General features: G+C 66.7%; 24 protein-coding genes. 13 read left to right on the top strand and 11 right to left on the bottom strand.

Translation table 11 applies throughout. From position 1 onward, the window contains the following. Positions 1-199: 199 nt before the first annotated feature. From rluB to NJG22_RS23510, 5 genes are all read right to left on the bottom strand, one after another. Positions 200-1270 (bottom strand): 23S rRNA pseudouridine(2605) synthase RluB, encoded by a 1071-nt coding sequence (gene rluB, locus NJG22_RS23530; RefSeq protein ID WP_217849117.1) that lies wholly within the window; start codon positions 1268-1270, stop codon positions 200-202. A 128-nt stretch (positions 1271-1398) separates the two neighbouring features. Continuing rightward, a complete protein-coding gene (gene scpB, locus NJG22_RS23525) occupies positions 1399-2157 on the bottom strand; it encodes an SMC-Scp complex subunit ScpB (RefSeq protein ID WP_253098253.1) in 759 nt (252 codons plus the stop codon). Positions 2158-2168: 11 nt separating this feature from the next. Beyond that, the gene (locus NJG22_RS23520) at positions 2169-2867 is read right to left on the bottom strand and encodes a ScpA family protein (protein WP_253098255.1); all 699 of its coding nucleotides are present in this window, start codon (positions 2865-2867) and stop codon (positions 2169-2171) included. Positions 2868-2992: 125 nt separating this feature from the next. Then, positions 2993-3622 (bottom strand): L-threonylcarbamoyladenylate synthase, encoded by a 630-nt coding sequence (locus NJG22_RS23515; RefSeq protein WP_253098251.1) that lies wholly within the window; start codon positions 3620-3622, stop codon positions 2993-2995. A gap of 13 nt (positions 3623-3635) precedes the next feature. After that, the gene (locus NJG22_RS23510) at positions 3636-4496 is read right to left on the bottom strand and encodes a PHP domain-containing protein (RefSeq protein ID WP_217849122.1); all 861 of its coding nucleotides are present in this window, start codon (positions 4494-4496) and stop codon (positions 3636-3638) included. A 67-nt stretch (positions 4497-4563) separates the two neighbouring features. On the opposite strand from NJG22_RS23510, the gene NJG22_RS23505 reads away from it, so the two are divergent. The 6 genes from NJG22_RS23505 (at position 4564) to NJG22_RS23480 (ending at position 8823) form a co-directional block, all read left to right on the top strand. Beyond that, positions 4564-5160 carry a septation protein A gene (locus NJG22_RS23505; RefSeq protein WP_134690939.1) on the top strand — a complete coding sequence of 199 codons (597 nt, stop codon included), beginning with the start codon at positions 4564-4566 and terminating at the stop codon, positions 5158-5160. Position 5161: 1 nt separating this feature from the next. Further along, complete coding sequence (locus tag NJG22_RS23500; protein ID WP_253098248.1) at positions 5162-5461, top strand: YciI family protein; 300 nt, start codon at positions 5162-5164, stop codon at positions 5459-5461. Between the two features lie 213 nt (positions 5462-5674). After that, the gene (locus NJG22_RS23495) at positions 5675-6067 is read left to right on the top strand and encodes a translation initiation factor 2 (protein WP_253098246.1); all 393 of its coding nucleotides are present in this window, start codon (positions 5675-5677) and stop codon (positions 6065-6067) included. 7 nt (positions 6068-6074) lie between these two features. Further along, the gene (locus NJG22_RS23490) at positions 6075-6752 is read left to right on the top strand and encodes a response regulator transcription factor (protein ID WP_134690945.1); all 678 of its coding nucleotides are present in this window, start codon (positions 6075-6077) and stop codon (positions 6750-6752) included. A gap of 253 nt (positions 6753-7005) precedes the next feature. Then, positions 7006-7422, top strand: coding sequence for a Spy/CpxP family protein refolding chaperone (locus NJG22_RS23485; RefSeq protein WP_253098244.1), 417 nt, complete (start codon positions 7006-7008; stop codon positions 7420-7422). A gap of 69 nt (positions 7423-7491) precedes the next feature. Continuing rightward, the gene (locus NJG22_RS23480) at positions 7492-8823 is read left to right on the top strand and encodes a HAMP domain-containing sensor histidine kinase (RefSeq protein ID WP_253098242.1); all 1332 of its coding nucleotides are present in this window, start codon (positions 7492-7494) and stop codon (positions 8821-8823) included. 31 nt (positions 8824-8854) lie between these two features. On the opposite strand, the gene NJG22_RS23475 is transcribed toward NJG22_RS23480, so the two are convergent. Beyond that, entirely contained in the window at positions 8855-9412 is a 558-nt protein-coding gene (locus NJG22_RS23475; protein ID WP_253098240.1) for an NAD(P)H nitroreductase, read from the bottom strand. Positions 9413-9570: 158 nt separating this feature from the next. On the opposite strand from NJG22_RS23475, the gene NJG22_RS23470 reads away from it, so the two are divergent. Next, positions 9571-11025: a TrkH family potassium uptake protein gene (locus NJG22_RS23470; protein ID WP_253098238.1), complete on the top strand. Its 1455-nt coding sequence runs from the start codon at positions 9571-9573 to the stop codon at positions 11023-11025. Here the strand turns inward: NJG22_RS23470 and NJG22_RS23465 are convergent. Further along, complete coding sequence (locus tag NJG22_RS23465; RefSeq protein WP_253098236.1) at positions 10982-12028, bottom strand: AraC family transcriptional regulator; 1047 nt, start codon at positions 12026-12028, stop codon at positions 10982-10984. The two genes, NJG22_RS23470 and NJG22_RS23465, sit on opposite strands and share 44 nt — an antisense overlap. A 155-nt stretch (positions 12029-12183) precedes the next feature. Between NJG22_RS23465 and NJG22_RS23460 the strand changes: the two genes are divergently transcribed. Then, entirely contained in the window at positions 12184-12495 is a 312-nt protein-coding gene (locus NJG22_RS23460; RefSeq protein WP_134690956.1) for a DUF962 domain-containing protein, read from the top strand. Positions 12496-12919: 424 nt separating this feature from the next. Here the strand turns inward: NJG22_RS23460 and NJG22_RS23455 are convergent, their stop codons facing one another. After that, on the bottom strand, positions 12920-13735 hold the full coding sequence (locus tag NJG22_RS23455; RefSeq protein ID WP_253098234.1) for a UDP-2,3-diacylglucosamine diphosphatase: 816 nt from the start codon (positions 13733-13735) through the stop codon (positions 12920-12922). 123 nt (positions 13736-13858) lie between these two features. Between NJG22_RS23455 and NJG22_RS23450 the strand changes: the two genes are divergently transcribed. Then, positions 13859-14653, top strand: coding sequence for an AraC family transcriptional regulator (locus NJG22_RS23450; protein ID WP_253098232.1), 795 nt, complete (start codon positions 13859-13861; stop codon positions 14651-14653). Positions 14654-14748: 95 nt separating this feature from the next. Further along, positions 14749-15636, top strand: coding sequence for a DMT family transporter (locus tag NJG22_RS23445; protein ID WP_253098230.1), 888 nt, complete (start codon positions 14749-14751; stop codon positions 15634-15636). Here the strand turns inward: NJG22_RS23445 and NJG22_RS23440 are convergent, their stop codons facing one another. Further along, a complete protein-coding gene (locus tag NJG22_RS23440) occupies positions 15637-15918 on the bottom strand; it encodes a SelT/SelW/SelH family protein (RefSeq protein ID WP_217849143.1) in 282 nt (93 codons plus the stop codon). It lies immediately after the preceding gene. Between the two features lie 66 nt (positions 15919-15984). On the opposite strand from NJG22_RS23440, the gene NJG22_RS23435 reads away from it, so the two are divergent. Then, on the top strand, positions 15985-18168 hold the full coding sequence (locus NJG22_RS23435) for a patatin-like phospholipase family protein (protein ID WP_253098228.1): 2184 nt from the start codon (positions 15985-15987) through the stop codon (positions 18166-18168). A gap of 81 nt (positions 18169-18249) precedes the next feature. Here the strand turns inward: NJG22_RS23435 and NJG22_RS23430 are convergent, their stop codons facing one another. Both NJG22_RS23430 and recQ read right to left on the bottom strand, forming a co-directional pair. Beyond that, on the bottom strand, positions 18250-18687 hold the full coding sequence (locus NJG22_RS23430) for a MarR family transcriptional regulator (protein WP_217849147.1): 438 nt from the start codon (positions 18685-18687) through the stop codon (positions 18250-18252). Between the two features lie 138 nt (positions 18688-18825). Continuing rightward, on the bottom strand, positions 18826-20973 hold the full coding sequence (gene recQ, locus NJG22_RS23425) for a DNA helicase RecQ (RefSeq protein ID WP_253098226.1): 2148 nt from the start codon (positions 20971-20973) through the stop codon (positions 18826-18828). A 245-nt stretch (positions 20974-21218) separates the two neighbouring features. On the opposite strand from recQ, the gene NJG22_RS23420 reads away from it, so the two are divergent. Both NJG22_RS23420 and NJG22_RS23415 read left to right on the top strand, forming a co-directional pair. Beyond that, positions 21219-21806, top strand: coding sequence for a YecA family protein (locus NJG22_RS23420; protein ID WP_253098224.1), 588 nt, complete (start codon positions 21219-21221; stop codon positions 21804-21806). 9 nt (positions 21807-21815) lie between these two features. After that, positions 21816-22181 carry a YbaN family protein gene (locus NJG22_RS23415; RefSeq protein ID WP_253098222.1) on the top strand — a complete coding sequence of 122 codons (366 nt, stop codon included), beginning with the start codon at positions 21816-21818 and terminating at the stop codon, positions 22179-22181. The last annotated feature ends 118 nt before the right edge of the window (positions 22182-22299 follow it).

Genomic DNA, 22299 nt, shown 5'->3' with positions numbered 1-22299 from the left:
GCAAGGCTGGCTCCTACGGGTGTTGCAGGCCGTAATCGGCGTAGGAGCCGGCTTTGCCGGCGAACACCGGCATGGCCGGTGCCATCCTCCGTGGCGCCTGTTTCACCAGCAAGACTGCTGCCTACGAAGCCAGGGAAGACCACACGCTCGCGCACAAAAAAGCCAGCCCGAAGGCTGGCTGTGACAACACCGAGACCGATCAGCCGCGCGGCTTCTCGCGTCCACGGCCACGCCCCGCCGGCTTATCGCCATCAGGGCGCGCCGGGCGCTTGCGCATCTCGCTCGGCCGCTCGGCCACCGCGCTACCGCGCCCACCCTTGCGCGGCGCGGCGTCTTCACGCGGCGCACGGGCCGGGCGCTCGCCCTGGCCTTCGGCAGCCGGGCGCAGGCTGCGCACACGCTCGCCACGGCCCAGCGGACGGGTCGACTTGCGCTGCAGGCGCTCGAGCTTGTCCTTGGCCTTGAGCTTCATCTCCGGCAGCGCCACCGGCTGCAGGCCAACTTCGGCGGCCAGGATGTCGATCTCGCCCTGGCTCATTTCGCGCCAGCGGCCCATCGGCAGGTCGGAGTTGAGGAACACCGGGCCGAAACGCACGCGCTTCAGGCGGCTGACCACCACGCCCTGGGACTCCCACAGGCGCCGCACTTCACGGTTGCGGCCTTCCATCACCACGCAGTGGTACCAGTGGTTGAAACCTTCACCGCCCGGCGCCTTCTGGATGTCGGTGAACTTGGCCGGGCCATCCTCGAGCATCACCCCGGCCTTGAGGCGATCGACCATGTCGTCGTCGACCTCGCCACGCACCCGCACCGCGTACTCGCGGTCCATCTCGTAGGACGGGTGCATCAGGCGGTTGGCCAGCTCGCCATCGGTGGTGAACAACAGCAGGCCGGTGGTGTTGATGTCCAGGCGACCGATGTTGATCCAGCGCCCCTCTTTCGGACGCGGCAGGCGGTCGAACACGGTCGGGCGGCCTTCCGGGTCGTCGCGGGTGCAGATTTCGCCGTCGGGCTTGTTGTACATGATCACCCGGCGGGTGGCCTCGGCGGCCTCCACGCGCTTGATCAGCTTGCCATCGACGGTGATGGCGTCGTGCAGGTCGACACGCAGGCCGAGGGTGGCCTCGACGCCGTTGACCTTGATACGCCCCTGGCTGATCCAGGCCTCGACGTCACGGCGCGAACCGACGCCAATGCGCGCCAGCACCTTCTGCAGCTTTTCGCCGGACGGCGGGGTGGGTTGTTGGTCTTGCAGATCTTGGTCACTCATCTGGGCACCTCCCGGTGTAGTAGTGAAAGCGGGCGCGCATCATACGCGGTTCGGCGGGTTAACGCATCTGGAGGGTAGAAGGTTTTTCGCGCCCTGCCTGCAGATTCCGCCCAAAGGTGGCGACCCCACTAGACCTTCGGCTCGGCCTCAGGCGCCTGCGTCTCATCGCGTAAATCATCGAAATCGGTCTTGAGCCCGTCTTCCATGGCATCCAGCTCCACCAGCAGCGAGCGGAAGCTGGTCTCGTCCTTGGGCCCCTGTTCTTCGCCCTCCTCACCCAAGCTGGCGTCGGCCAACGCCTGCAAATGCGCCGGCACCGGCGCCTCGTCCGGGTCAAGCGCGGGTTCCAGCTCCATCTCGCGCAGTTCGGCCAAGGCCGGCAACTCGTCGAGGCTCTTGAGGTTGAAGTGATCGAGAAACGCCTTGGTGGTGGCGAACATCGCCGGGCGCCCCGGCACCTCGCGGTAACCGACGATACGGATCCACTCACGCTCCATCAGCGTCTTGATGATGTTGCTGTTCACCGCCACGCCGCGCACGTCCTCGATCTCACCCCGGGTGATGGGCTGGCGGTAGGCGATCAGCGCCATGGTCTCGAGCAGGGCCCGCGAATAACGCTGGGGACGCTCTTCCCACAGGCGGCCAACCCAGGGGGCGTAGTCCTCGCGGATCTGCAGGCGATAGCCGCTGGCCACCTCCTTGAGTTCGAAGGCGCGCCCGGCGCAGGACTTGCCGAGCACCTCGAGGGCTTTCTTGAAAACGCCGGGCGCCGGGCGCTCGGCCTCCTCGAACAGCTCGTACAGGCGCTCGAGGGATTGCGGCTTGCCCGAGGCGAGCAGGAAGGCCTCGATCAGCGAAGCCAGTTCGCGGGGTTCGTTCAGGTTCATCGGTCGTCAGGTCACTCTGCCCGCGCGCGGACGTGGATCGGGGCGAAAGGCTCATTTTGCACCAGTTCGATCAGCGATTCCTTCACAAGCTCGAGAATCGCCATGAAGGTCACCACCACGCCGAGCTTGCCCTCCTCGGCGCCGAACAGCTCGACGAAGGGCACGAAGCCACCGCCCTTGAGGCGCTCGAGCACGTCGCTCATGCGCTCGCGGGTCGAGAGCACCTCGCGGGTGATCTGGTGGCTTTCGAACAGGTCGTTGCGGCGCATGACCTCGGCCATCGACAGCAGGATCTCCTCCAGCGCCACCACCGGCAACAGCTTGCGCACCTTGGCCTGGGGCGCCTCCAGGCGTGGCACCACGACATCGCGACCGACCCGGGGCAGTTCGTCGATGCCCTCGGCGGCGGCCTTGAAGCGCTCGTACTCCTGCAAGCGACGAATCAGCTCGGCGCGCGGATCGCCCTCGTCTTCCTCGACCTCGCTGGAGCGCGGCAGCAGCATGCGCGACTTGATCTCGGCGAGCATCGCGGCCATCACCAGGTACTCGGCGGCCAGTTCCAGGCGCACGCTCTTCATCAGCTCGACGTAGCCCATGTACTGGCGGGTGATCTCTGCCACGGGGATGTCGAGGATGTCGATGTTCTGCTTGCGAATCAGGTACAGCAGCAGGTCCAGCGGGCCTTCGAAGGCCTCCAGGATCACTTCCAGGGCGTCCGGCGGGATATACAGGTCCAGCGGCAGTTCGGTCAGGGCTTCGCCGTAGACCAGGGCCAGTTGCAGCTGTTGCGGCGCTTCGGCCTCCAGGGCCGACGCCTCGGGCGCTTCCAGCTGGCTCACGCGTTGACCAGGAACGGCGTGGGGTCGCCGCAGCCTTCGCGAATCAGTTCCGGTTCGTCACCGGACAGGTCGATGACGGTCGAAGCTTTCAGGTCGCCGAAGCCGCCGTCGATGATCAGGTCGACATGATGCTCCAGGCGCTGGCGGATCTCGTAGGGATCGGTCATCGGCTCATCGTCCCCCGGCAGGATCAGGCTGACGCTCATCAGCGGTTCGCCAAGCTCCTCGAGCAGGGCCAGGACGATGGGATTGGATGGCACGCGCAGGCCAATGGTGCGGCGTTTCTCGTGCAGCAGCAGGCGCGGCACTTCACGGGTAGCGTTGAGGATGAAGGTGTAGGGGCCCGGGATGTGGGCCTTGAGCAGGCGGAACGTCGCCGTGTCGATCTTGGCGAAGGTACCCATCTCGGACAGGTCGCAGCACAACAGGGTGAAGTTGTGGTTCTTGTCCAGCTGCCGCAGGCGGCGCACCCGCTCGATGGCGCCCTTGTCGCCGATCTGGCAGCCCATCGCATAGGCCGAGTCGGTCGGGTAGACCACCACGCCCCCCTTGCGGATGATCTCCACGGCCTGCTTGATCAGGCGCGCCTGCGGGTTCTCCGGATGAATCTGGAAAAATTGGCTCACGTAGTCGTCCTGTTCATACCGCCATAGGCTGTTCATGTCGGAATCGGCGCCACAGGGGTGGCAGGTCCTCGGGCAATGGCCGGTAGGCACCGATCTCGCCCCAGGTGCCGGGGCCGTGGAAATCGCTGCCGGCACTTGCCAGCAGGCCGAACTCACGGGTGAGGATGGACAGCGTGCCCACCTGCTCGGGCGGCATCATCCCATTGACCACTTCCAGCGCCTGCCCTCCAGCCTGAATATAGTCGGCAATCAGCCGTCTGCGCTTGCTGCGGGTCAGATCGTAGTGCATGGGATGAGCCAGGCTCACCCAGGCGTTGGACTCGCGCAGGGTGGCGACAGTTTCCTCGAGGGTCGGCCAATGCAGCTTGACGTCGCCCAGCTTGCCGGCGCCCAGCCACTTGCGAAACGCCTCGCCGCGGTCCTTGACGAAGCCGGCGCGCACCAGGAACTCGGCAAAATGCGGTCGCGCCGGGGCATTGCCGCTGTCGCCCAGTTCCTGCTGCACCGCCCGCGCGCCTTGCAGCGCGCCCGGCATGCCCTTGGCCGCCAGCTTGCGGTCGATCTCCTCGGCGCGCAGCCAGCGGCCACGGTGCAGGCCGTCGATCGCCTCGAGCAATGGCGCGGCATCGAGGGGGAAGTCATAACCGAGCACATGAATGGTGGCGCCTCCCCAGGTGCAGGAGAGCTCCACGCCGCTGACCCAGCCCATGCCCCGCTCGGCACAGGCCTGGCGCGCCTCGGGCAGGCCGTCGATGGTGTCGTGGTCGGTGAGCGACAGCGTGCGCACCCCGTGCTCATGGGCCCGGGCGACCAGTGCCGTGGGCGACAGGGCGCCGTCGGAGGCCGTGCTGTGGCAGTGCAGATCAACATTCATGGAGGAGCGCTTTCGCTGGAATCGATGTTTGTTATTATGCCGTCACATCCCGCTTCTGGCTGCCACTGTGAAACAATTCATCGATTTCATCCCGCTGCTGCTGTTCTTCATCGTCTACAAACTCGACCCGCGCCCCGTCGAAATCGCCGGCCACGGCTTCGAATTCGGTGGTATCTACAGCGCCACGGCGATGCTCATCGTCAGTTCCCTGGTGGTTTATGGCGCGCTGTTCCTGCGCCACGGCAAGCTGGAAAAAGGCCAATTGCTGACCCTGGTGGCCTGCCTGGTGTTCGGCGGCCTGACCCTGGCCTTCCACAGCGAGACCTTCCTCAAGTGGAAGGCGCCGGTGGTCAACTGGTTGTTCGCCCTGGCCTTCGCCGGCAGCCACTTCATCGGCGACCGGGTGCTGATCAAGCGCATCATGGGCCACGCCCTGAGCCTGCCGGAGGCCATCTGGACGCGCCTGAACCTGGCCTGGATCGGTTTCTTCCTGGTGTGCGGCGCGGCCAACCTGTTCGTCGCCTTCACCTTCCAGGACATCTGGGTCGACTTCAAGGTCTTCGGCAGCCTGGGCATGACCGTGATCTTCCTGGTGGCCCAGGGTGTCTACCTTTCGCGCCACCTGCACGACGCCGACCCCTCCACCTCCAAACCCAAGGACTGACATGCTCTACGCCATCATCGCCAGCGACGTGGAAAACTCCCTGGACAAACGCCTGGCCGCCCGCCCGGCGCACATCGAGCGCCTGCAGCAGCTCAAGGCCGAAGGCCGCGTGGTACTGGCCGGGCCGCACCCGGCCATCGACAGCAACGACCCTGGCGCCGCCGGTTTCAGCGGCAGCCTGATCGTCGCCGAGTTCGACTCGCTGGCCGCCGCCCAGGCCTGGGCCGATGCCGACCCCTACATCGCCGCGGGCGTGTACGCCGAGGTCGTGGTCAAGCCGTTCAAGCAAGTCCTGCCGTAACCTCGAAGTCGTGCCCCCTGTGGGAGCGGCCTTGCGTCGCGAATGGGCTGCGCAGCGGCCCTGGCAATTGAGTTGTCAACGCGGGTTCCGGGGGCGCTTTGCGCCCCTTTCGCGACACCAGGCCGCTCCGACAAAGACGCGCTCGGCGTTCCAACTCATAAATCCCGACAACCGGCCGACAACCTCCTGAATCGATTCGAATCAGGAGTTCCAATGCGTCAAGGTCCGATGTCCCTGTTGCTTTGCCTGTTGCTGCTGTCCCCTTTCGCCGCGGCCGAGCAGCCGTTGTCGCTGGAAGCCGGGGCGCGGATCACCGAGCTGCAGCAGCGCCTGGAAGCAAGCGAGAAGCAGCGCGACGCGCTGAACCTGCAACTGCAGCGCCAGGACAGCGAGCGCGAGAGCGCCCAGCTCACCCGCCTGCGCCAGGACAACCAGCGCCTGAAGCTGGCGATCAAGGAGCTGCAAGCCGGCGCCAGCGCTCCCCGACACCTGCTGACCGACCAGCAGCAGTGGTTCCTGATCGGCTCGGTCGTTGCACTGTTGTCGGCCGTCTGCGGTATCTTAGCCAGCGGCGGACACAGAAGACGCCGTCAATGGTTGAATTGAGTGAGACATGAGCGAGCTGTTACTGATTGATGATGACCAGGAACTGTGCGAGCTGCTCGGCAGCTGGCTGACCCAGGAAGGGTTCGCGGTACGCGCCTGCCACGACGGCCAGAGCGCGCGCCAGGCCCTGGCTGCCCATGCACCGGCGGCGGTGGTGCTGGACGTCATGCTGCCGGACGGCAGCGGTCTGGAACTGCTCAAGCAACTGCGCAGCGAACACACCGACCTGCCGGTGCTGATGCTCTCGGCCCGCGGCGAGCCGCTGGACCGCATCCTCGGCCTGGAACTGGGCGCCGACGACTACCTGGCCAAGCCCTGCGACCCGCGCGAGCTCACCGCCCGCCTGCGCGCAGTGCTGCGCCGCAGCCACCCCAGCGCGCCCAGCAGCCAGGTCGAGGTCGGCGACCTGGTGTTCAGCCCGGTGCGCGGGGTGGTCAGCATCGACCAGCGCGAGATGACCCTCACCCTCTCCGAAAGCCGCATCCTCGAGGCGCTGCTGCGCCAACCCGGCGAGCCGCTGGACAAGCAGGAACTGGCGCAGATCGGCCTGGGTCGCAAGCTCACGCTCTATGACCGCAGCCTGGACATGCACGTCAGCAACCTGCGCAAGAAGATCGGCCCCCACCCCGACGGCCGCCCGCGCATCGTCGCGCTGCGCAGCCGGGGCTACTACTACAGTCTCTGACTGCGGCTAGAACCCTGTGGGGGCGGCCTTGCGTCGCGACGGGGCGCGAAGCGGCCCCGGCGATCTTTGCAAAAACGCTGATATTCCGGGGCTGCTGCGCAGCCCTTTCGCGACACAAGGCCGCTCCTACAGAATCCGCGCCGCGACGCCTTTGATCTTTACCCAGCCTTTACCCTCGCCTGACCGCCCTTGACCTTGATCTCCCTAGACTGGGCTCATCCGGTAACCACCGGCCCCTGAAAGGAGAGACACCATGCGCAAGACCCTTATCGCCCTGATGTTCGCCGCCGCCCTGCCGACCGTGGCCATGGCCATGCCCGAAGGCGGTCCGCGCCACGACGGCCCGCATCACCGCGGTGACGCGCCTTTCGCCCAGCTGGACCTGAGCCGCGAGCAACGCCAGCAGATCGGCAAGCTGATGGGCGAGCAGATGCAGCAGCGCCGCGAGATCACCGCGCGCTACCTCGACAAGCTGCCCGCTGCCGAGCAAAAGGCCCTGAAGGACGAACTCAAGGCCAGCCACGACAAGACCGACAGCCAGGTGCGCGCGCTGCTCAAGCCCGAGCAGCAGAAGAAGTTCGACGACCTGCAGAAGGAACGCGCCGCACGCAAGGCCGAATGGCAGGAGTTCAAGGCCTGGAAAGCTGAAAAAGCCGCCAAGGCCCAGTAAGCTGTCAGCCCGACGCCCGGCCCGCTCTCCAGCGGCCCGGGCTTTCGCCATTTCTCGGAGGTGCTCGTCTTGCGTTCACTGTTCTGGCGCATCCTGGCCAGTTTCTGGCTGGCCATCGCCCTGGTCGCCGGCCTGTCGATCCTGCTCGGGCACATGCTCAACCAGGACACCTGGATCCTCAGCCGCCATCCCGGGCTGAACGGCCTGGCCAGCCATTGGGCGCAGCATTACGAACAGGAAGGTGTCGAGTCGGCCCAGCGCTTCCTCGAACGCCGCAAGCACCACTACAAGATCGATGTGCAGGTGCTCGACGACAGCGGCGAGGCCGTGGTCCCCGGCACCTTCCCGCGCCGCGCCGCCGCCTTCGAGGCGCGCCAGCACAACGACGAACGACGCCTGCCCTGGCGCCGCCTGACCGAGGAATACACCAGCCCCGGCAGCGGCGAGACCTACCTGCTGATCTACCGCATCCCGCACCCGGAGCTGGCGGCCTGGCACCGCGAGAGCCTGATCTGGCCGCTCAGTGCCCTGGGCATAGCCCTGGTGGTGCTGACCCTGTTCAGCCTGCTGGTGACCCTGTCCATCACCCGCCCGCTGAGCCGCCTGCGCGGCGCCGTGCATGACCTGGGACAGACCAGCTACCAGCAGAACAGCCTGGCGCGCCTGGCGGTACGCCGTGACGAATTCGGCGTGCTGGCCAACGACTTCAACAAGATGGGCGCGCGCTTGCAAAGCCTGATCGGCAGCCAGCGCCAGCTGCTGCGCGACGTCTCCCATGAGCTGCGCTCGCCGCTGGCGCGGCTGCGCATCGCCCTGGCCCTGGCCGAACGCGCCGAAACCGAACAGCGCCAGGCGTTGTGGCCACGCCTGACCCGCGAATGCGACCGCCTGGAAGACCTGATCAGCGAGATCCTGGTGCTGGCCAGGGTCGACGCCGAACAGGCCCATGCCGAGCCGGTGGACCTCAATGCGCTGTTGGGCGGCGTGCGCAAGGATGCCCAACTGGCCGCGCCGGAGCAGGACGTGCGGCTACAGATGCAACCGGGGCTGACCCTGCTGGGTTGGCCGACCTTGATCGAGCGGGCGGTGGACAACCTGCTGCGCAACGCCCTGCGCTTCAACCCCGCCGGGCAGGCCGTCGAGATCGATGCCCAGCGCGCGCAAGGGCGTATCGTGCTGAGCGTGCGCGACCATGGCCCGGGAGTGGCGGCAGAGCACTTGGCGCAGCTGGGCGAGCCGTTCTTCCGGGCCCCGGGGCAGGACGCACCGGGGCATGGGCTGGGGTTGGCGATCGCGCGCAAGGCGGCGGAGCGTCATGGTGGGACGCTGGTATTGGCCAACCACCCGCAGGGCGGGTTCATCGCGACGCTGGATTTTCCCTGCGACAGCGTTGCTGGCTGACCGATCAAGGGCTGCTGCGCAGCCCCGCAACTTACTCGCCCCAGGCCTTGACGTACTGCGCGGTGTCCAGCACTGGCGCGGTGCGCGGCTCGCCCATCGGCGTACCGACATACAGGTAGCCGATCACCTCTTCGTTCGACTCCAGCCCCAACCCCTCGTGCACATGGGCATCGAAGGCCATGTCGCCAGTACGCCATACCGCGCCGATGCCCTGGGCATGGGCGGCGATCAGGATGCCATGGGCCGCGCAACCGGCCGCCAGGCGCTGCTCGATCTGCGGCACCTTGAAATGCTCCTGCAGGCGGGCAATCACCACAATCAGCAGCGGCGCGCGCAACGGCATGGCGCGGGCCTTGTCCAGCGCGGCCTGGGCGGCATCGCCCTTGGCCTGCACGGCCTGGGCAAACAGCTCGCCAAGTTTCTCGCGGCCCTGGCCTTCGATGGTCAGGAAGCGCCAGGGGCGCAGCTGGCCGTGGTCCGGCGCACGCAGCGCCGCCTGGAACAGTGCCTCGCGTTGCGCGGCATTGGGCGCAGGCTCGCTCAGGCGCGGCACGGAAACACGGTTGAGCAATGCGTCGAGAGCCTCCATGGGCTACCCTCCTGAAAGACTGAAAGTGCCGCCATTGTGCACCAACCAGAAGGCCACGTGGGAGCGGGCGTGCCCCACGCCCCGGCCAATCGTGCGTTTACAAGACCAGGTCCATAGGTAGAATGGCGCCCTTTCCGTAGCGAGTCAGAGCAGATCACATGGCGTTGCCGACCTTAAGGATCATTGGTTTCATCATCGGCATCTTCCTGATCACCCTGGCGGTGAGCATGGTGGTGCCCATGGCGACCCTGGTGGTCTTCGAGCGCACCGGCGACATGCCGTCGTTCCTCTGGGCCAGCCTGATCACCTTCATCGCCGGCCTCGGCCTGGTCATCCCCGGCCGCCCGGAACACGTGCACCTGCGCCCCCGCGACATGTACCTGCTGACGGTCAGCAGCTGGCTGGTGGTGTGCGTGTTCGCCGCCCTGCCCTTTCTGCTGACCCAGCACATCAGCTACACCGACGCCTTCTTCGAGAGCATGTCCGGCATTACCGCCACCGGCGCCACCGTGCTCAGCGGCCTGGACAGCATGTCGCCGGGCATCCTGATGTGGCGCTCGATGCTGCACTGGCTGGGCGGCATCGGCTTCATCGGCATGGCGGTGGCGATCCTGCCGCTGCTGCGCATCGGTGGCATGCGCCTGTTCCAGACCGAGTCCTCCGACCGCTCCGAAAAAGTCATGCCTCGCTCGCACATGGTCGCCAAGTCGATCGTCGCGGTGTACGTCGGCATCACCGTGCTCGGCAGCCTGGCCTTCTGGTGGGCGGGCATGAGCCCATTCGACGCGATCAACCATGCCATGTCGGCGATTTCCACCGGCGGTTTCTCCACCTCCGACCAGTCGCTGGCCAAATGGGACATCCCCGCGGTGCACTGGGTCGCGGTGGTGGTGATGATCATGGGCAGCGTGCCGTTCACCCTCTACGTGGCGACCCTGCGTGGCCACCGCAGGGCGCTGATCAAGGACCAGCAAGTCCAGGGCCTGCTGGCCATGCTGGTGGCCACCTGGCTGGTGCTCGGCACCTGGTACTGGGCGACGACCGACCTGCACTGGCTCGACGCCCTGCGCCACGTGGCGCTGAACGTCACCTCGGTGGTCACCACCACCGGTTTCGCCCTGGGCGACTACAGCCTGTGGGGCAATTTCTCGCTGATGCTGTTCTTCTATCTGGGCTTCGTCGGCGGCTGCTCGGGCTCGACGGCTGGCGGCATCAAGATCTTCCGCTTCCAGGTCGCCTACATCCTGCTCAAGGCCAACCTCAACCAGCTGATCCACCCGCGCGCGGTGATCAAGCAGAAGTACAACGGCCACCGCCTCGACGAAGAGATCGTGCGCTCGATCCTGACGTTCTCGTTCTTCTTCGCCATCACCATCTGCATCATCGCCCTGCTGCTGTCGCTGCTGGGCGTGGACTGGATGACCGCGCTGACCGGCGCCGCCGGCACCGTCTCGGGGGTGGGCCCGGGGCTTGGCGAGGTGATCGGCCCGGCTGGCAACTATGCCACGCTGCCCGATGCCGCCAAGTGGATCCTCGCCGGCGGCATGCTGCTCGGCCGCCTGGAGATCATCACGGTGCTGGTGTTGTGCATGCCGGCGTTCTGGCGTCACTGACCGCCCGCCGCAAGCGGTATTCGCTCGGCGTGACGGCGAACCAGCGGCGGAACGCCCGGTAGAAGTTGCTCGGGTCGGCGAAGCCCAGCAGGTAGGCGGTTTCCAGCAAGGTGGTGCCAGGCTGGGCCAGGTACTGCTCGGCCAGCTCGCGGCGGGTGTCGTCGAGCAGGGTCTGGAAGCGGGTGCCTTCGTCCTGCAGCCGCCGTTGCAGGGTGCGCTGGGACAGGTGCAGGGCCTGGGCCACGGCCTCGCGCTTGGGCTCGCCCTGGGGCAGGATGCGACACAGCACCTGGCGCACCCGGTGGGTCACGCGGCTGTCCGAGAAGCGCGCCAGGTATTCCCCGGCAAACCGGTCGTGCAGCACCGCCATCGCCTCGTTGGCGGTGGGCAGCGGCGCCTCCATGTCGGCGCGCTCGAACACCAGCGCGTCATGGGGCGCACCGAACTGCAGCGGCGCATGGAACGCCGCCTTGTACGGCTCGACCTGTTTGGGCTGGTCCCCCTGGATCAGCACCCGCCGCGGCTGGATCGGCCGCCCGCTGAGCCAGGTGCACAGCGCCAGGGCGCAGGCCAGCGAGGCTTCGCCACTGTGCCGGGTGGGCGGCAGGTGGTCGCCATGCACGGTCAACACCAGGGCATAGCCGTCGGGCTCCAGGCGAAAGCTCAGGTCCGAGCTTTCGGCGATGATCCGCTGGTAGCGCACCAGCCGCTCGAAGCCTTCGGCCAGGGTCCGGCTGGACATCAGCGCATAGCCCACCACATGGAAAGACGCCGGGCGCACCACCCGCGCCATGTTCAGCCCGATGGCCTGGTTGCCGGACAGCTCCACCGCCAGTTGCCACAGGCGGGTCATCGAGTCCTGGGTAAAGCGCGCGTCCGGATCGTCAAGGGCGGCGAAATCCAGGCCCAGTTGCCTGAACATCGCCGGGCAGTCGAGCCCTTCGAGCTCGAGTGCCTTGACAATGCCTGATGCCCAGCTGGCTGACGTGGTTCTCTCACTCATGGCGGCTTCTTGTGTTGATCGCTGCGGCGATGAAACGAAAGGATACTCAATTGGCGCCCAGGGTCACTGGCCATCCCCCCAACTGACTCTAGACTCGATTCAGGCTCCACGCCGTGTATCCTGTAGCCAGACCCGCAGATCCGGAAAGCACCGCCATGACCAGCACCACGCAGTTCCGCAGTTTTGCCGAGTTCTACCCCTACTACCTGGGCGAGCACAGCAACCCCACCTGCCGTCGCCTGCACTTCGTCGGCACCGCGCTGGTAATCGCCCTGCTCGCCTACACCCTGGGCAGCGGCAAATGGCTGTTGCTGCTGGCCGTGCCGCTGGCCGGCTACGGGTTCGCCTGGGTCGGGCACTTCTTTTTCGAAAAGAACCGCCCCGCCACCTTCAGCCACCCGTGGTACAGCCTGGTTGGCGATTTCGCCATGTTCCGCGACATCCTGCTGGGGCGCATCGCCCTCTGATTGCAGGCTTGCTGAATGCTCTCGACCCGCCGCGGTCGGTACCATCCTCCGCGCCGCCTGGTTCGCCAGCGAGGCTGGCTCCTACGGGTATTGCAGGCCGTAACCGTTGTAGGAGCCGGCCTTGCCGGCGAACACCGGCATAGCCGGTGCCATCCTCCGCGCCGCCTGGTTCGCCAGCAAGCTGGCCCCTACGGGTATTGCAGGCCGTAACCATTGTAGGAGCCGGCTTGCCGGCGAACACCGGCCTAGCCGGTGCCATCCTCCGCGCCGCCTGGTTCGCCAGCAAGCTGGCCCCTACGGGTATTGCAGGCCGTAACCGTTGTAGGAGCCGGCTTGCCGGCGAACACGGGCGCAGCCGGTGCCATCCTCCGCGCCGCCTGGTTCGCCAGCAAGGCTGGCGCCTACAGGAAGCGCCGCGACTCGTTCAGGCCGTCTCGCCCAGTGCCGCCAAGCGTTGCGCCGCCTCCCGGGCCTGGGCCTCGGCGAAACGGTACAGCTCGATCTGCCCATCCCAGTGCTCGATCAGCGCCGTGCACGACTCGACCCAGTCACCACAATTGAGGTATTCCACCGCGCCGACCTGGCGGATCTCGGCATGGTGGATATGCCCGCACACCACGCCCTGGAAGCCACGCCGGGTGCACTCGTGGGCGATGGCATCCTCGAAGTCGCTGATGAAGTTCACCGCGCCCTTGACCTTGTGCTTGAGGTACGCCGACAGCGACCAGTAGCCATAGCCATAATGGGCCCGCCAATGATTGAGCCAGCGGTTGAGCACCAGGGTGAATTCGTAGGCACGATCGCCCAGGAACGCCAGCCAGCGGTGGTAGCGGGTAATCACATCGAACTGGTCGCCGTGGATCACCAGCAGGCGCCGGCCATCGGCGGTCAGGTGCTCGGCCTCGTCCACCAGCTGGATGTTGCCGAGCATCAGCCTGGAATAGCGGCGCAGGAATTCGTCGTGGTTGCCGGTGACGTAGATCACCTCGGTGCCGCGCTTGCTCAAGGTCAGCAGGCGGCGGATGACGTTGGTATGGGCTTGCGGCCAGTAAATGCCGCTGCGCAGCTTCCAGCCATCGATGATGTCGCCGACCAGGTAGATGCGGTCGGCCTGGTAACCCTTGAGAAAGTGCGCCAGGTGCTCGGCCTGGCAGTCCCGGGTACCCAGGTGCACGTCGGAGATCCAGAGAGTGCGCACACGCTGCTTGCGCGAGGGGCGGGCGAGTTCGGCATGGGTCATGGGCAGGCTCCGGCGCTGTTTGCTGGAGACTGGCAGGCGCAGGTGACAGGTTGGTGGCAATCCGGTGACGATCTGCGCGCCGCGGCAGGGTGTACACTGCCTGCCTGCTCACGAGGACTTGCCATGACCACCGGCCCGCTGCTATCGCTGCGCCATTACCGCCACGACCTGATCGCCCATAGCCACGACCATTCGCAACTGGTGTTCGGGCTGGGCGGGCGCCTGGATTTCGAGGTGCAGGGCCGTGGCGCGCGGATCGACCGCCAGGACCTGATGGTGGTGCCGGCCGGTGCTCACCATACCTGCGGCAGCCCGGCGGGCAGCCATTGCCTGGTGCTGGATGTACCGCCCGGGCCGTGGCTTGACGAACACCTGGGCGAGCATGTCGACAACAGCCGGCGCTTGCTCGACCGCCCAGGCGCCCTGAGCCTGGACAGCCGCCAGCAGCAACTGGTCGACTGGCTGGCAAGCAGCCCTGTGGACGACCCGCTGATCGCCCGCCAGGGCGCTGTGCTGTTGCTGGCCAGCCTGCAGCCTCACGCCGGGGCCGCGATAGCGGCCAACAAGCGCCTGCCCTATGCCGCCTTCGACCGGCATATCGAGCAGCACGCCGCCCATCCGTTGCAGGTCGCCGACCTGGCGCGGCTGGCCGGGCTGTCCAGCGCGCGCCTGTACGCACGGTTCGCCAGCGAAACGGGGATGACGCCGATGGACTACATCCGCCAGCGGCGCTTGCTGATGGCGCGGCGATTGTTGCGCGACACCCCGCTGCCGGTGGGCGAGGTCGCCGCACAGGTGGGCTATGGCTCGCAAAGCGCCTTCTGCGCGGCAGTGCTGCGAACATTCGGCTGCACGCCGCTGGCGTTGCGGCGCGAGTCTGGCGACAACGGGCGCGAGGTGGGCGACAGAACTGCCTGAGGATCGAACATACACTGCTGCTTGTATCGACCTCATCGCGGGCCTGCCCGGCGATGGAGCCAGCACGCAACGCTCACCGCAGCCAAAGGATTACCATGAACCACCGCACCGCCCTCGGCGCCCTGCATATCGGCGCGCTGTTCTTCGGCCTGACCGGCGTCTTCGGCAAGCTGGCCACCAGCGCCAGCCCCTCGATCATCGTCTTCGGCCGCGCCGCCTTCGCCGTGCTCGCCCTGGGCCTGTTCGCCAGCCTGGCGCGCCAGGCCTGGGCCCCGCTGCGCGGCCAGGACCTGCGCCGCCTGCTGCTCGGCGGCGTGCTGCTGGCCGGGCACTGGGTGAGTTTCTTCATTGCCGTCAAGGTCGCCGGCGTGGCCATCGCCACCCTGGGTTTCGCCAGTTTCCCGGCCTTCACCGTGATCCTCGAAGGCCTCCTGTTCCGCGAACGCATCCGCCGCAACGAAGCGCTGCTGGTCGCGCTGGTGAGCATCGGCCTGGTGCTGGTGACCCCAGCGTTCGACCTGGCCAGCGCCGCCACCGGCGGCCTGCTCTGGGCGCTGCTGTCGGGCCTGCTGTTCTCGCTGCTGTCGCTGACCAACCGCGCCGGCTCCGGGCGCCTGCCGGCCGTGCAGGCCGCGCTGTGGCAGAACCTGGTGGTGGGCCTGTGCCTGCTGCCCTTCGCCGCCCCTGGCCTGGGCGCCGTAACGCCGCTGGACTGGCTGTGGATCGCCCTGCTCGGGGTCTTCTGCACCGGTGTCGCCCACAGCCTGTTCGTCGCCAGCCTGGCGGTGATCAAGGCGCGCACCGCCGCAGTGGTGTTCGGTATGGAACCGGTCTACGGCATTGCCGTGGCCTGGGTGGTGTTTGCCGAAACCCCGACCCTGCGCATGCTTGCCGGTGGCGCGCTGATCATCTTCGCCATCGTCCTGTCCAGCCGCCTGGCCGCCGAGCAGCCGGCCCGCCAGGCCGTGGCCGAAGGCGCCTGATCAGCGGTCGTTATGGCCCAGGTCGCGCTGCGGGTCGATCTGGTCGCGCACCCGTTGCTTGAGCACCTTGGCCTCGGGAAAACCGCCGTCGGCCTTGCGCTCCCAGATCTGCACGCCGTCGCAGCTGATGTGGAACACCCCGCCCGTGGCGGGTGCCAGGGCCACCTGGCCAAGGTCGTCGGCAAAGGTGCTGAGCAGTTCCTGGGCCAGCCAGGCAGCACGCAGCAGCCATTGGCACTGGGTGCAATAAGTGATGACAATTTGCGGCTTGCTCTCGGACATGTCGGGGAACTCCGTGGGAAGGGCCGCTTATACTAGCGGTCTTTACCCTCTGGTTTGAGACTCACGATGCGCCGCTTGCTGTTCTGCCTCCTGCTGCTCACCTCCTTCACCGCGCAGGCCATCGACGCGCCCCGGCCGAAGATCGGCTTGGTGTTGTCCGGCGGCGCCGCCCGTGGCCTGGCGCATATCGGCGTGCTCAAGGCCCTCGAGGAACAGGGCGTGCGCATCGATGCCATCGCCGGCACCAGCATGGGCGCGGTGGTCGGCGGGCTGTATGCCTCTGGCTACAGCATCGCCGAACTGGAGAAGCTGGCCACCACCCTCGACTGGCAACAGGCGCTGTCCGACGCGCCACCGCGCAAGGACGTGCCGTTCCGGCGCAAGCAGGACGACCGCGACTTTCTGGTCAAGCAGAAGCTGAGCTTTCGCGACGACGGCAGCCTCGGCCTGCCCCTTGGGGTGATCCAGGGCCAGAACCTGGCCCTGCTGCTGGAAAGCAAGCTGGCCCACACTGCCGACATTCGCGACTTCGACAAGCTGCCGATCCCGTTCCGTGCCGTGGCCACCGATATCACCAGCGGCGAAAAGGTGGTGTTCCGCCGCGGCCACCTGCCCCAGGTGATCCGCGCCAGCATGTCGATCCCGGCGGTGTTCGCCCCGGTGGAGCTGGACGGCCGCCTGCTGGTGGACGGTGGCATGACCGACAACATCCCGGTGGATGTGGTCCGCGAGATGGGCGTCGACCTGGCCATCGTCGTCGACATCGGCACACCGCTGCGCAACCGCAAGCAGCTGGCCACGGTGGTGGATGTGCTCAACCAGTCGATCACCCTGATGACCCGGCGCAACTCCGAGGAACAACTGGCCAGCCTGCGCCGCGAGGACATCCTGGTGCAGCCGCCACTGGCCGCCTTCGGCGTCACCGACTTCGGCCGCGCCCAGGACATGATCGACGCCGGCTACCGCGCCACCCGCGGTCTCGACCCACGCCTGGCGGCGCTGCGCCAGCCCGAAGGCGACGCCAACCTGGCGATGGCCCGCTCGCCACGCCAGCGCACGCCGATGATCACCGCGATCAAGGTGGAGAACGACTCCAAGGTCAGCGACGACGTGATCCGCTACTACATCCGCCAGCCCATCGGCGAACCGCTGGACCTCGGCCGCCTGCAGACCGACATGGGCACCCTGTACGGCCTCGACTACTTCGACCAGGTGCAGTACCGGGTGGTGCACAAGGGCGAGGACAACACCCTGGTGATCAATGCCCGTGGCCGGCGCGGCGGCACCGACTACCTGCGCCTGGGCCTGAACCTGTCCGACGACCTGCGCGGCGACAGCGCCTTCAACCTTGGCGCCAGCTACCGGGTCAACGGCATCAACCGCCTTGGCGCCGAATGGCTGACCCGCGCGCAGATCGGCGACCAGCAGGAGCTGTACAGCGAGTTCTACCAGCCGCTGGACGTCGGTTCGCGCTACTTCATCGCCCCCTACCTGGACCTGGGCTCGCAGAACGTCGAGGCCACCCTCGACAACGACCCGGTGGCCGAGTATCGCCTCGAGCGCTATGGCTTCGGCCTCAATGTCGGCCGGCAGATCGGCACCTACGGCGAGGTGCGCCTGGGGGTGGGCAAGGCCTGGGGCAATGCCGAGGTGCGCATCGGCGACCAGGACCTGCCCAAGGTCAGCTTCAACGAGGGCTTCTATGAGCTCAAGTACTCGTTCGACACCTTCGACAACGTGTACTTCCCGCACAGCGGCGAGGACATCGGCCTGACCGTGCGCAAGTACGACAAGTCGCTGGACTCGGACCAGGACTACCGGCAATGGCTGGTCAACCTGGACAAGGCCATCAGCAGCGGAGCGAATACCCTGGTGCTGGGCGGGCGCTATGGAAGAACCCTGGATGACGCCGAGGTGGTGACCTCAAGCTTCGTGTTCGGTGGCGCGCGGCAGCTGTCGGGCTTTCGCCAGGACTCGATCTCTGGGCAGAACATGAGCCTGCTGCGGATGGTCTACTACCGCCGCCTGACCCCACGGGCGTACCTGCCGCTGGACTTCCCGCTGTACCTGGGTGGCTCGCTGGAGCGTGGCCGGGCATGGAACAACGACAATGAATTCGACAGTGGCTACATCAACGCGGCGAGCATCTTCCTCGGCCTGGAAACGCCGCTGGGGCCGCTGAACCTGAGCTATGGGGTCAATGATGCCGATGAGAAGGCGGTGTACCTGAACCTGGGGCATACCTTCTAGAAACGATCGCGGGGCAAGCGCGCTGCCACACGTCATGCAGCCTAGTGTGGGAGCGGGCTTGCCCCGCGATTGACGAAGGGTTCAGGACTTCTCGAGATTACCAAGGATCTTTGCATGCACGCGCATGCACACTTCCATGTCGGCCTCGTCTATGCCGGTGAAAAGCTCGACGCGCAAGGCATTGGCGATGGTTTCGATCTGCTCGATCAGCGGCTTGGCCGGCGGGCACAGCAGGATCTTCTTGGCCCGGCGGTCTTCCATCACCGCCTGGCGGCGCACCAGGCCCTGGCTTTCCAGGCTATCGAGCAGGCGGGCCAGGGTCGGGCCCTCGACGCCCACGCTCTGGGCCAGCTCACGCTGGGTCGGCGCCTCGTCGAAACGCGCCAGGTGCAACAACACCAGCCAACGCGCCTGCGAAAGGTTGAGCCCGGCCAGGCGGCGGTCCAGTTCGGCACGCCAACCCCGGGACATCTGGGCCAGCTGCATGCCGAAACGGTGTTGGTTGTCGGTCAGGGGCATAAGCAACTCAATAAACAGAACTAATTATTAGTCAGCTAATCATGACCCGACCGATCCGGCAAGGCTCAGCGCCGTGGAAAACGCGGATATTCCTGTAGGGGCATGACAAAGATCAGCAAATGGCACAAATGCCGGCAATCAGAGCTCGAACTCCGCCGCCAGCGCCGCGCGCACGCAGTGCAGCACCCCCTCGGGCACCCGCGCGTCGAACAGCGGCGCCACCACCGACACCGGCGGCAACTCGCCCTCGCCGTCGAGGAAGGCGTCCTGCACCTCCATCATCAGGTCCTCGGGCAAATCCAGTGCCTGCTCCAGGCTCAGTTCCTGGCGGCCAATGGCCTCGGCCAGCAGGCTGTAGACGTTCTTCTCGGTGCAGTTGAGCTGGCCGGCGATCTGCGCCGGGGTCATGCCGGCACGGGCCAGGCTGACCAGTTCGTGACGCAGGTCGAGCACCACCTTCGGCGCCTCCTCGGTGCCGCCAGCACCGTTGAGCACTTCGAGGAAGGCCTGGCCGTAGCGCTCCAGCTTGCGCGCGCCAACGCCGCTGACCTGGGCCATGTCGCGGAGGCTGGTGGGCATGCTGCGCAGCATCTCCAGCAGGGTCGAGTCGGGGAAGATGACGTAGGGCGGCACGCTGTGCTCCTCGGCCAGCTTGCGCCGCAGGGTGCGCAGTGCCTCCCACAGCTCGCGCTCCTCGGCACGCACCAGCTGGCTGGCCGGGCTGCTGCCGCTGCCACTGGAGGCCTTGGCCGTGGTCTGCGGCTTGAGGTCGCGGCGCAGTTGCAGGTTCACCTCGCCGCGCAGCAGCGGCCGGCAGCTGTCGGACAGGCGCAGGCCGCCATAGCCTTCCAGGTCGATGTCTACCAGGCCACGGGCCACCAGTTGGCGGAACAGCGAGCGCCATTCGGCCTCGGCCAGGGCCTTGCCGACACCGAACACCGAGAGTTTCTCGTGGCCGAAATTACGCACTTTCTCGGTGTCCTTGCCCAGCAGCACGTCGACCAGGTGGCCGACGCCATAGCGCTGGCCGGTGCGGAACACTGCCGACAGCGCCTGGCGCGCGGGTTCGGTGGCATCCCAGGTCTGTACGTTGTCGACACAGTTGTCGCAATGCCCGCAGGGTTGCTCCAGCACTTCGTCGAAGTAGGCCAGCAGCGACTGGCGGCGGCAGCGGGTTTCCTCGCACAGCGCCAGCATGGCGTCGAGCTTGTGCTGCTCGATGCGCTTGTGGCGCTCGTCGCCCTCGGAGTTCTGCAGCATCTGCTTGAGCATCACCATGTCCTGCAGGCCGTAGGCCATCCAGGCATCCGATGGCAGGCCGTCGCGGCCGGCCCGGCCGGTCTCCTGGTAATAGGCCTCGAGCGACTTGGGCAGGTCGAGGTGGGCGACGAAGCGCACGTTGGGTTTGTCGATGCCCATGCCGAAGGCGATGGTGGCAACCATGATCAGGCCTTCCTCGTTGAGGAAGCGGTGCTGGTTGGCAGCGCGGGTCTCGGCGGCCAGCCCGGCGTGGTAGGGCAGCGCCGGGAAGCCTTGGTCGCAGAGGAACGCGGCGGTTTCGTCGACCTTCTTGCGCGACAGGCAATAGACGATGCCGGCATTGCCGCGGCGCTCGCCGAGGAAGGCCATCAGCTGCTTGCGCGGCGCCTCCTTGGGCACGATGCGGTAGAAGATGTTCGGCCGGTCGAAGCTCGACAGGAAGCGCTCGGCGCCTTGCAGGTGCAGGCGCTGGACGATCTCCTCGCGGGTACGCATGTCGGCGGTGGCGGTCAGGGCGATGCGCGGCACATGGGGGAACAGTTCGGCGAGCTGGCCCAGTTGCAGGTATTCCGGGCGGAAGTCGTGGCCCCATTGCGACACGCAGTGGGCCTCGTCGATGGCGAACAGGGCGATGTCCAGGCCGCGCAGGAAGTCCAGCATGCGCGGCTGTACCAGGCGTTCGGGGGCCAGGTAGAGCATCTTCACCTCGCCGCGGCGCAGGCGCCCGGCCAGGTCACGCTGCTGCTCGGCGCTGAGCGTCGAGTTCAACGCGGCGGCGGCCACGCCCAGCTCGTCCAGGGTAGCCACCTGGTCGTCCATCAGCGCGATCAGCGGCGACACCACCACCGTAAGGCCCGGGCGCAGCAACCCCGGTACCTGGAAACACAGCGACTTGCCACCGCCGGTGGGCATCAGCACCAGGGCGTCGCCGCCGCCTGCCACGCATTCGATGATCGCTGCCTGGCGCCCGCGGAAACTGTCGTAACCGAAGACATCCTTGAGGACGCGCTGAGCCTGTTCGAGCATTTGCCACTCCAAAATCGCCGTACCATCCTGGACTCAGGCTGGACGATAAATCCGCCGCGCACACACCGAATGCGTAAGCGGTTTTTGCCAGATGGCGCGAAAATCGCCAGCGGGCACGAAAAACCGCGGAGTATACCCGACTGCCACGCCCCCCGGCATGCCCCGGTGACGGACGTTCCCTTTGCCCCGCAAGCGCCGCAAGGTGCTAGAATTCAGCATCGTTTATTCCCCAAGGTAGCCCTGTAATGTCCTTCGCCGAGCAACTGACCCGCCTGCAAGCCTTCCTCGACGCCGATGAGCTGCACGAAGAAGCGCTGGACTACGTCGCCGCCCACGGCTACCTGACCGCGCTGTCGATCTGCTCCGAGGAAGTACCTGAACGCGAATGGATCGACGCGCTGTTCGCCGAACAACCCCACTACGCCAGCGAGGCCCAGCGCACCGAGATCGAGGCCACCCTGGTCGCGCTCAAGGGCCACATCGCCCGCCAGCTGGCCAGCGACGAGGAGTTCGACCTGCCGTGTGAACTGGACCTGACCGACGAGCCGGACGATTCCGACCTGCGCGGTTGGTGCATCGGCTTCATGGAAGGCGTATTCCTGCGTGAAGAGGCCTGGTTCGAGAACGCCGAGGAAGAAGTCAGCGAAATGCTGCTGCCGATCATGGTCGGCTCGGGCCTGTTCGACGAACAGCCCGAGTTCGCCGACATTGCCAGCAACGCCAACCTGCAGGACGACATGATCGTGCAGATCCCCGAGGCGCTGAGCGCCCTGTTCCTGCTGCTGCACGCGCCGGAAGAAAAGCCTGCCCTGCTCAAGCCGCGCCACCACTGATCACAGGTGGTGCGCTACCTGCTGCTGGCCGTCGGCTGGCTCAGCGTCGCGCTGGGGGTGGCGGGGATCTTCCTGCCGGTGTTGCCCACCACCCCGTTCCTGCTGCTCGCGGCGGCCTGCTTTGCCCGCAGTTCGCCGCGTTTTCATGCCTGGCTGGTGCATCACCCGAAGCTCGGGCCATGGATCCGCGACTACCTCAGCGGCGAGGGCATCCCGCTCAAGGGCAAGGTCTATGCCATCGGCTTGATGTGGGCGAGCATCGGCCTGTCCTGCTACCTGGTGCCGCTGTTCTGGGCGCGGGTGTTCATGCTGACCAGCGCGGTGCTGGTCAGCGCCTACATCCTCAAGCAGAAAACCCTGCAGCGACCGGATTGAGCCCAGCCAAGCGCAATCCCCGTGTAGGAGCGGCCTTGGGTCGCGAAAGGGCCGCGAAGCGGCCCCTGCGATCTTTGCATCAACGCTGAAATCCTGGGGCCGCCTTGCGGCCCTTTCG

It is taken from the genome of Pseudomonas sp. VA159-2, assembly GCF_024126635.1.
GTDB classification, from domain to species: Bacteria; Pseudomonadota; Gammaproteobacteria; order Pseudomonadales; family Pseudomonadaceae; genus Aquipseudomonas; species Aquipseudomonas muyukensis.
Note: the sequence above shows the minus strand (reverse complement) of the source record. Positions and strands in the feature narration are given on the sequence as shown.

Excerpts from the sequence above, each read along its gene's own strand:
- NJG22_RS23485 (WP_253098244.1), top strand. The coding sequence starts at position 7,006 with ATGCGCAAGACCCTTATCGCCCTGATGTTCGCCGCCGCCCTGCCGACC.
- NJG22_RS23435 (WP_253098228.1), top strand. The coding sequence starts at position 15,985 with ATGCGCCGCTTGCTGTTCTGCCTCCTGCTGCTCACCTCCTTCACCGCG.
- NJG22_RS23445 (WP_253098230.1), top strand. The coding sequence starts at position 14,749 with ATGAACCACCGCACCGCCCTCGGCGCCCTGCATATCGGCGCGCTGTTC.
- NJG22_RS23440 (WP_217849143.1), bottom strand. The coding sequence starts at position 15,918 with ATGTCCGAGAGCAAGCCGCAAATTGTCATCACTTATTGCACCCAGTGC.
- NJG22_RS23465 (WP_253098236.1), bottom strand. The coding sequence starts at position 12,028 with ATGAGTGAGAGAACCACGTCAGCCAGCTGGGCATCAGGCATTGTCAAG.
- NJG22_RS23510 (WP_217849122.1), bottom strand. The coding sequence starts at position 4,496 with ATGAATGTTGATCTGCACTGCCACAGCACGGCCTCCGACGGCGCCCTG.
- NJG22_RS23470 (WP_253098238.1), top strand. The coding sequence starts at position 9,571 with ATGGCGTTGCCGACCTTAAGGATCATTGGTTTCATCATCGGCATCTTC.
- NJG22_RS23500 (WP_253098248.1), top strand. The coding sequence starts at position 5,162 with ATGCTCTACGCCATCATCGCCAGCGACGTGGAAAACTCCCTGGACAAA.
- NJG22_RS23450 (WP_253098232.1), top strand. The coding sequence starts at position 13,859 with ATGACCACCGGCCCGCTGCTATCGCTGCGCCATTACCGCCACGACCTG.
- NJG22_RS23475 (WP_253098240.1), bottom strand. The coding sequence starts at position 9,412 with ATGGAGGCTCTCGACGCATTGCTCAACCGTGTTTCCGTGCCGCGCCTG.
- NJG22_RS23495 (WP_253098246.1), top strand. The coding sequence starts at position 5,675 with ATGCGTCAAGGTCCGATGTCCCTGTTGCTTTGCCTGTTGCTGCTGTCC.
- scpB (WP_253098253.1), bottom strand. The coding sequence starts at position 2,157 with ATGAACCTGAACGAACCCCGCGAACTGGCTTCGCTGATCGAGGCCTTC.
- NJG22_RS23455 (WP_253098234.1), bottom strand. The coding sequence starts at position 13,735 with ATGACCCATGCCGAACTCGCCCGCCCCTCGCGCAAGCAGCGTGTGCGC.
- rluB (WP_217849117.1), bottom strand. The coding sequence starts at position 1,270 with ATGAGTGACCAAGATCTGCAAGACCAACAACCCACCCCGCCGTCCGGC.
- NJG22_RS23460 (WP_134690956.1), top strand. The coding sequence starts at position 12,184 with ATGACCAGCACCACGCAGTTCCGCAGTTTTGCCGAGTTCTACCCCTAC.
- NJG22_RS23490 (WP_134690945.1), top strand. The coding sequence starts at position 6,075 with ATGAGCGAGCTGTTACTGATTGATGATGACCAGGAACTGTGCGAGCTG.
- NJG22_RS23430 (WP_217849147.1), bottom strand. The coding sequence starts at position 18,687 with ATGCCCCTGACCGACAACCAACACCGTTTCGGCATGCAGCTGGCCCAG.
- recQ (WP_253098226.1), bottom strand. The coding sequence starts at position 20,973 with ATGCTCGAACAGGCTCAGCGCGTCCTCAAGGATGTCTTCGGTTACGAC.
- NJG22_RS23420 (WP_253098224.1), top strand. The coding sequence starts at position 21,219 with ATGTCCTTCGCCGAGCAACTGACCCGCCTGCAAGCCTTCCTCGACGCC.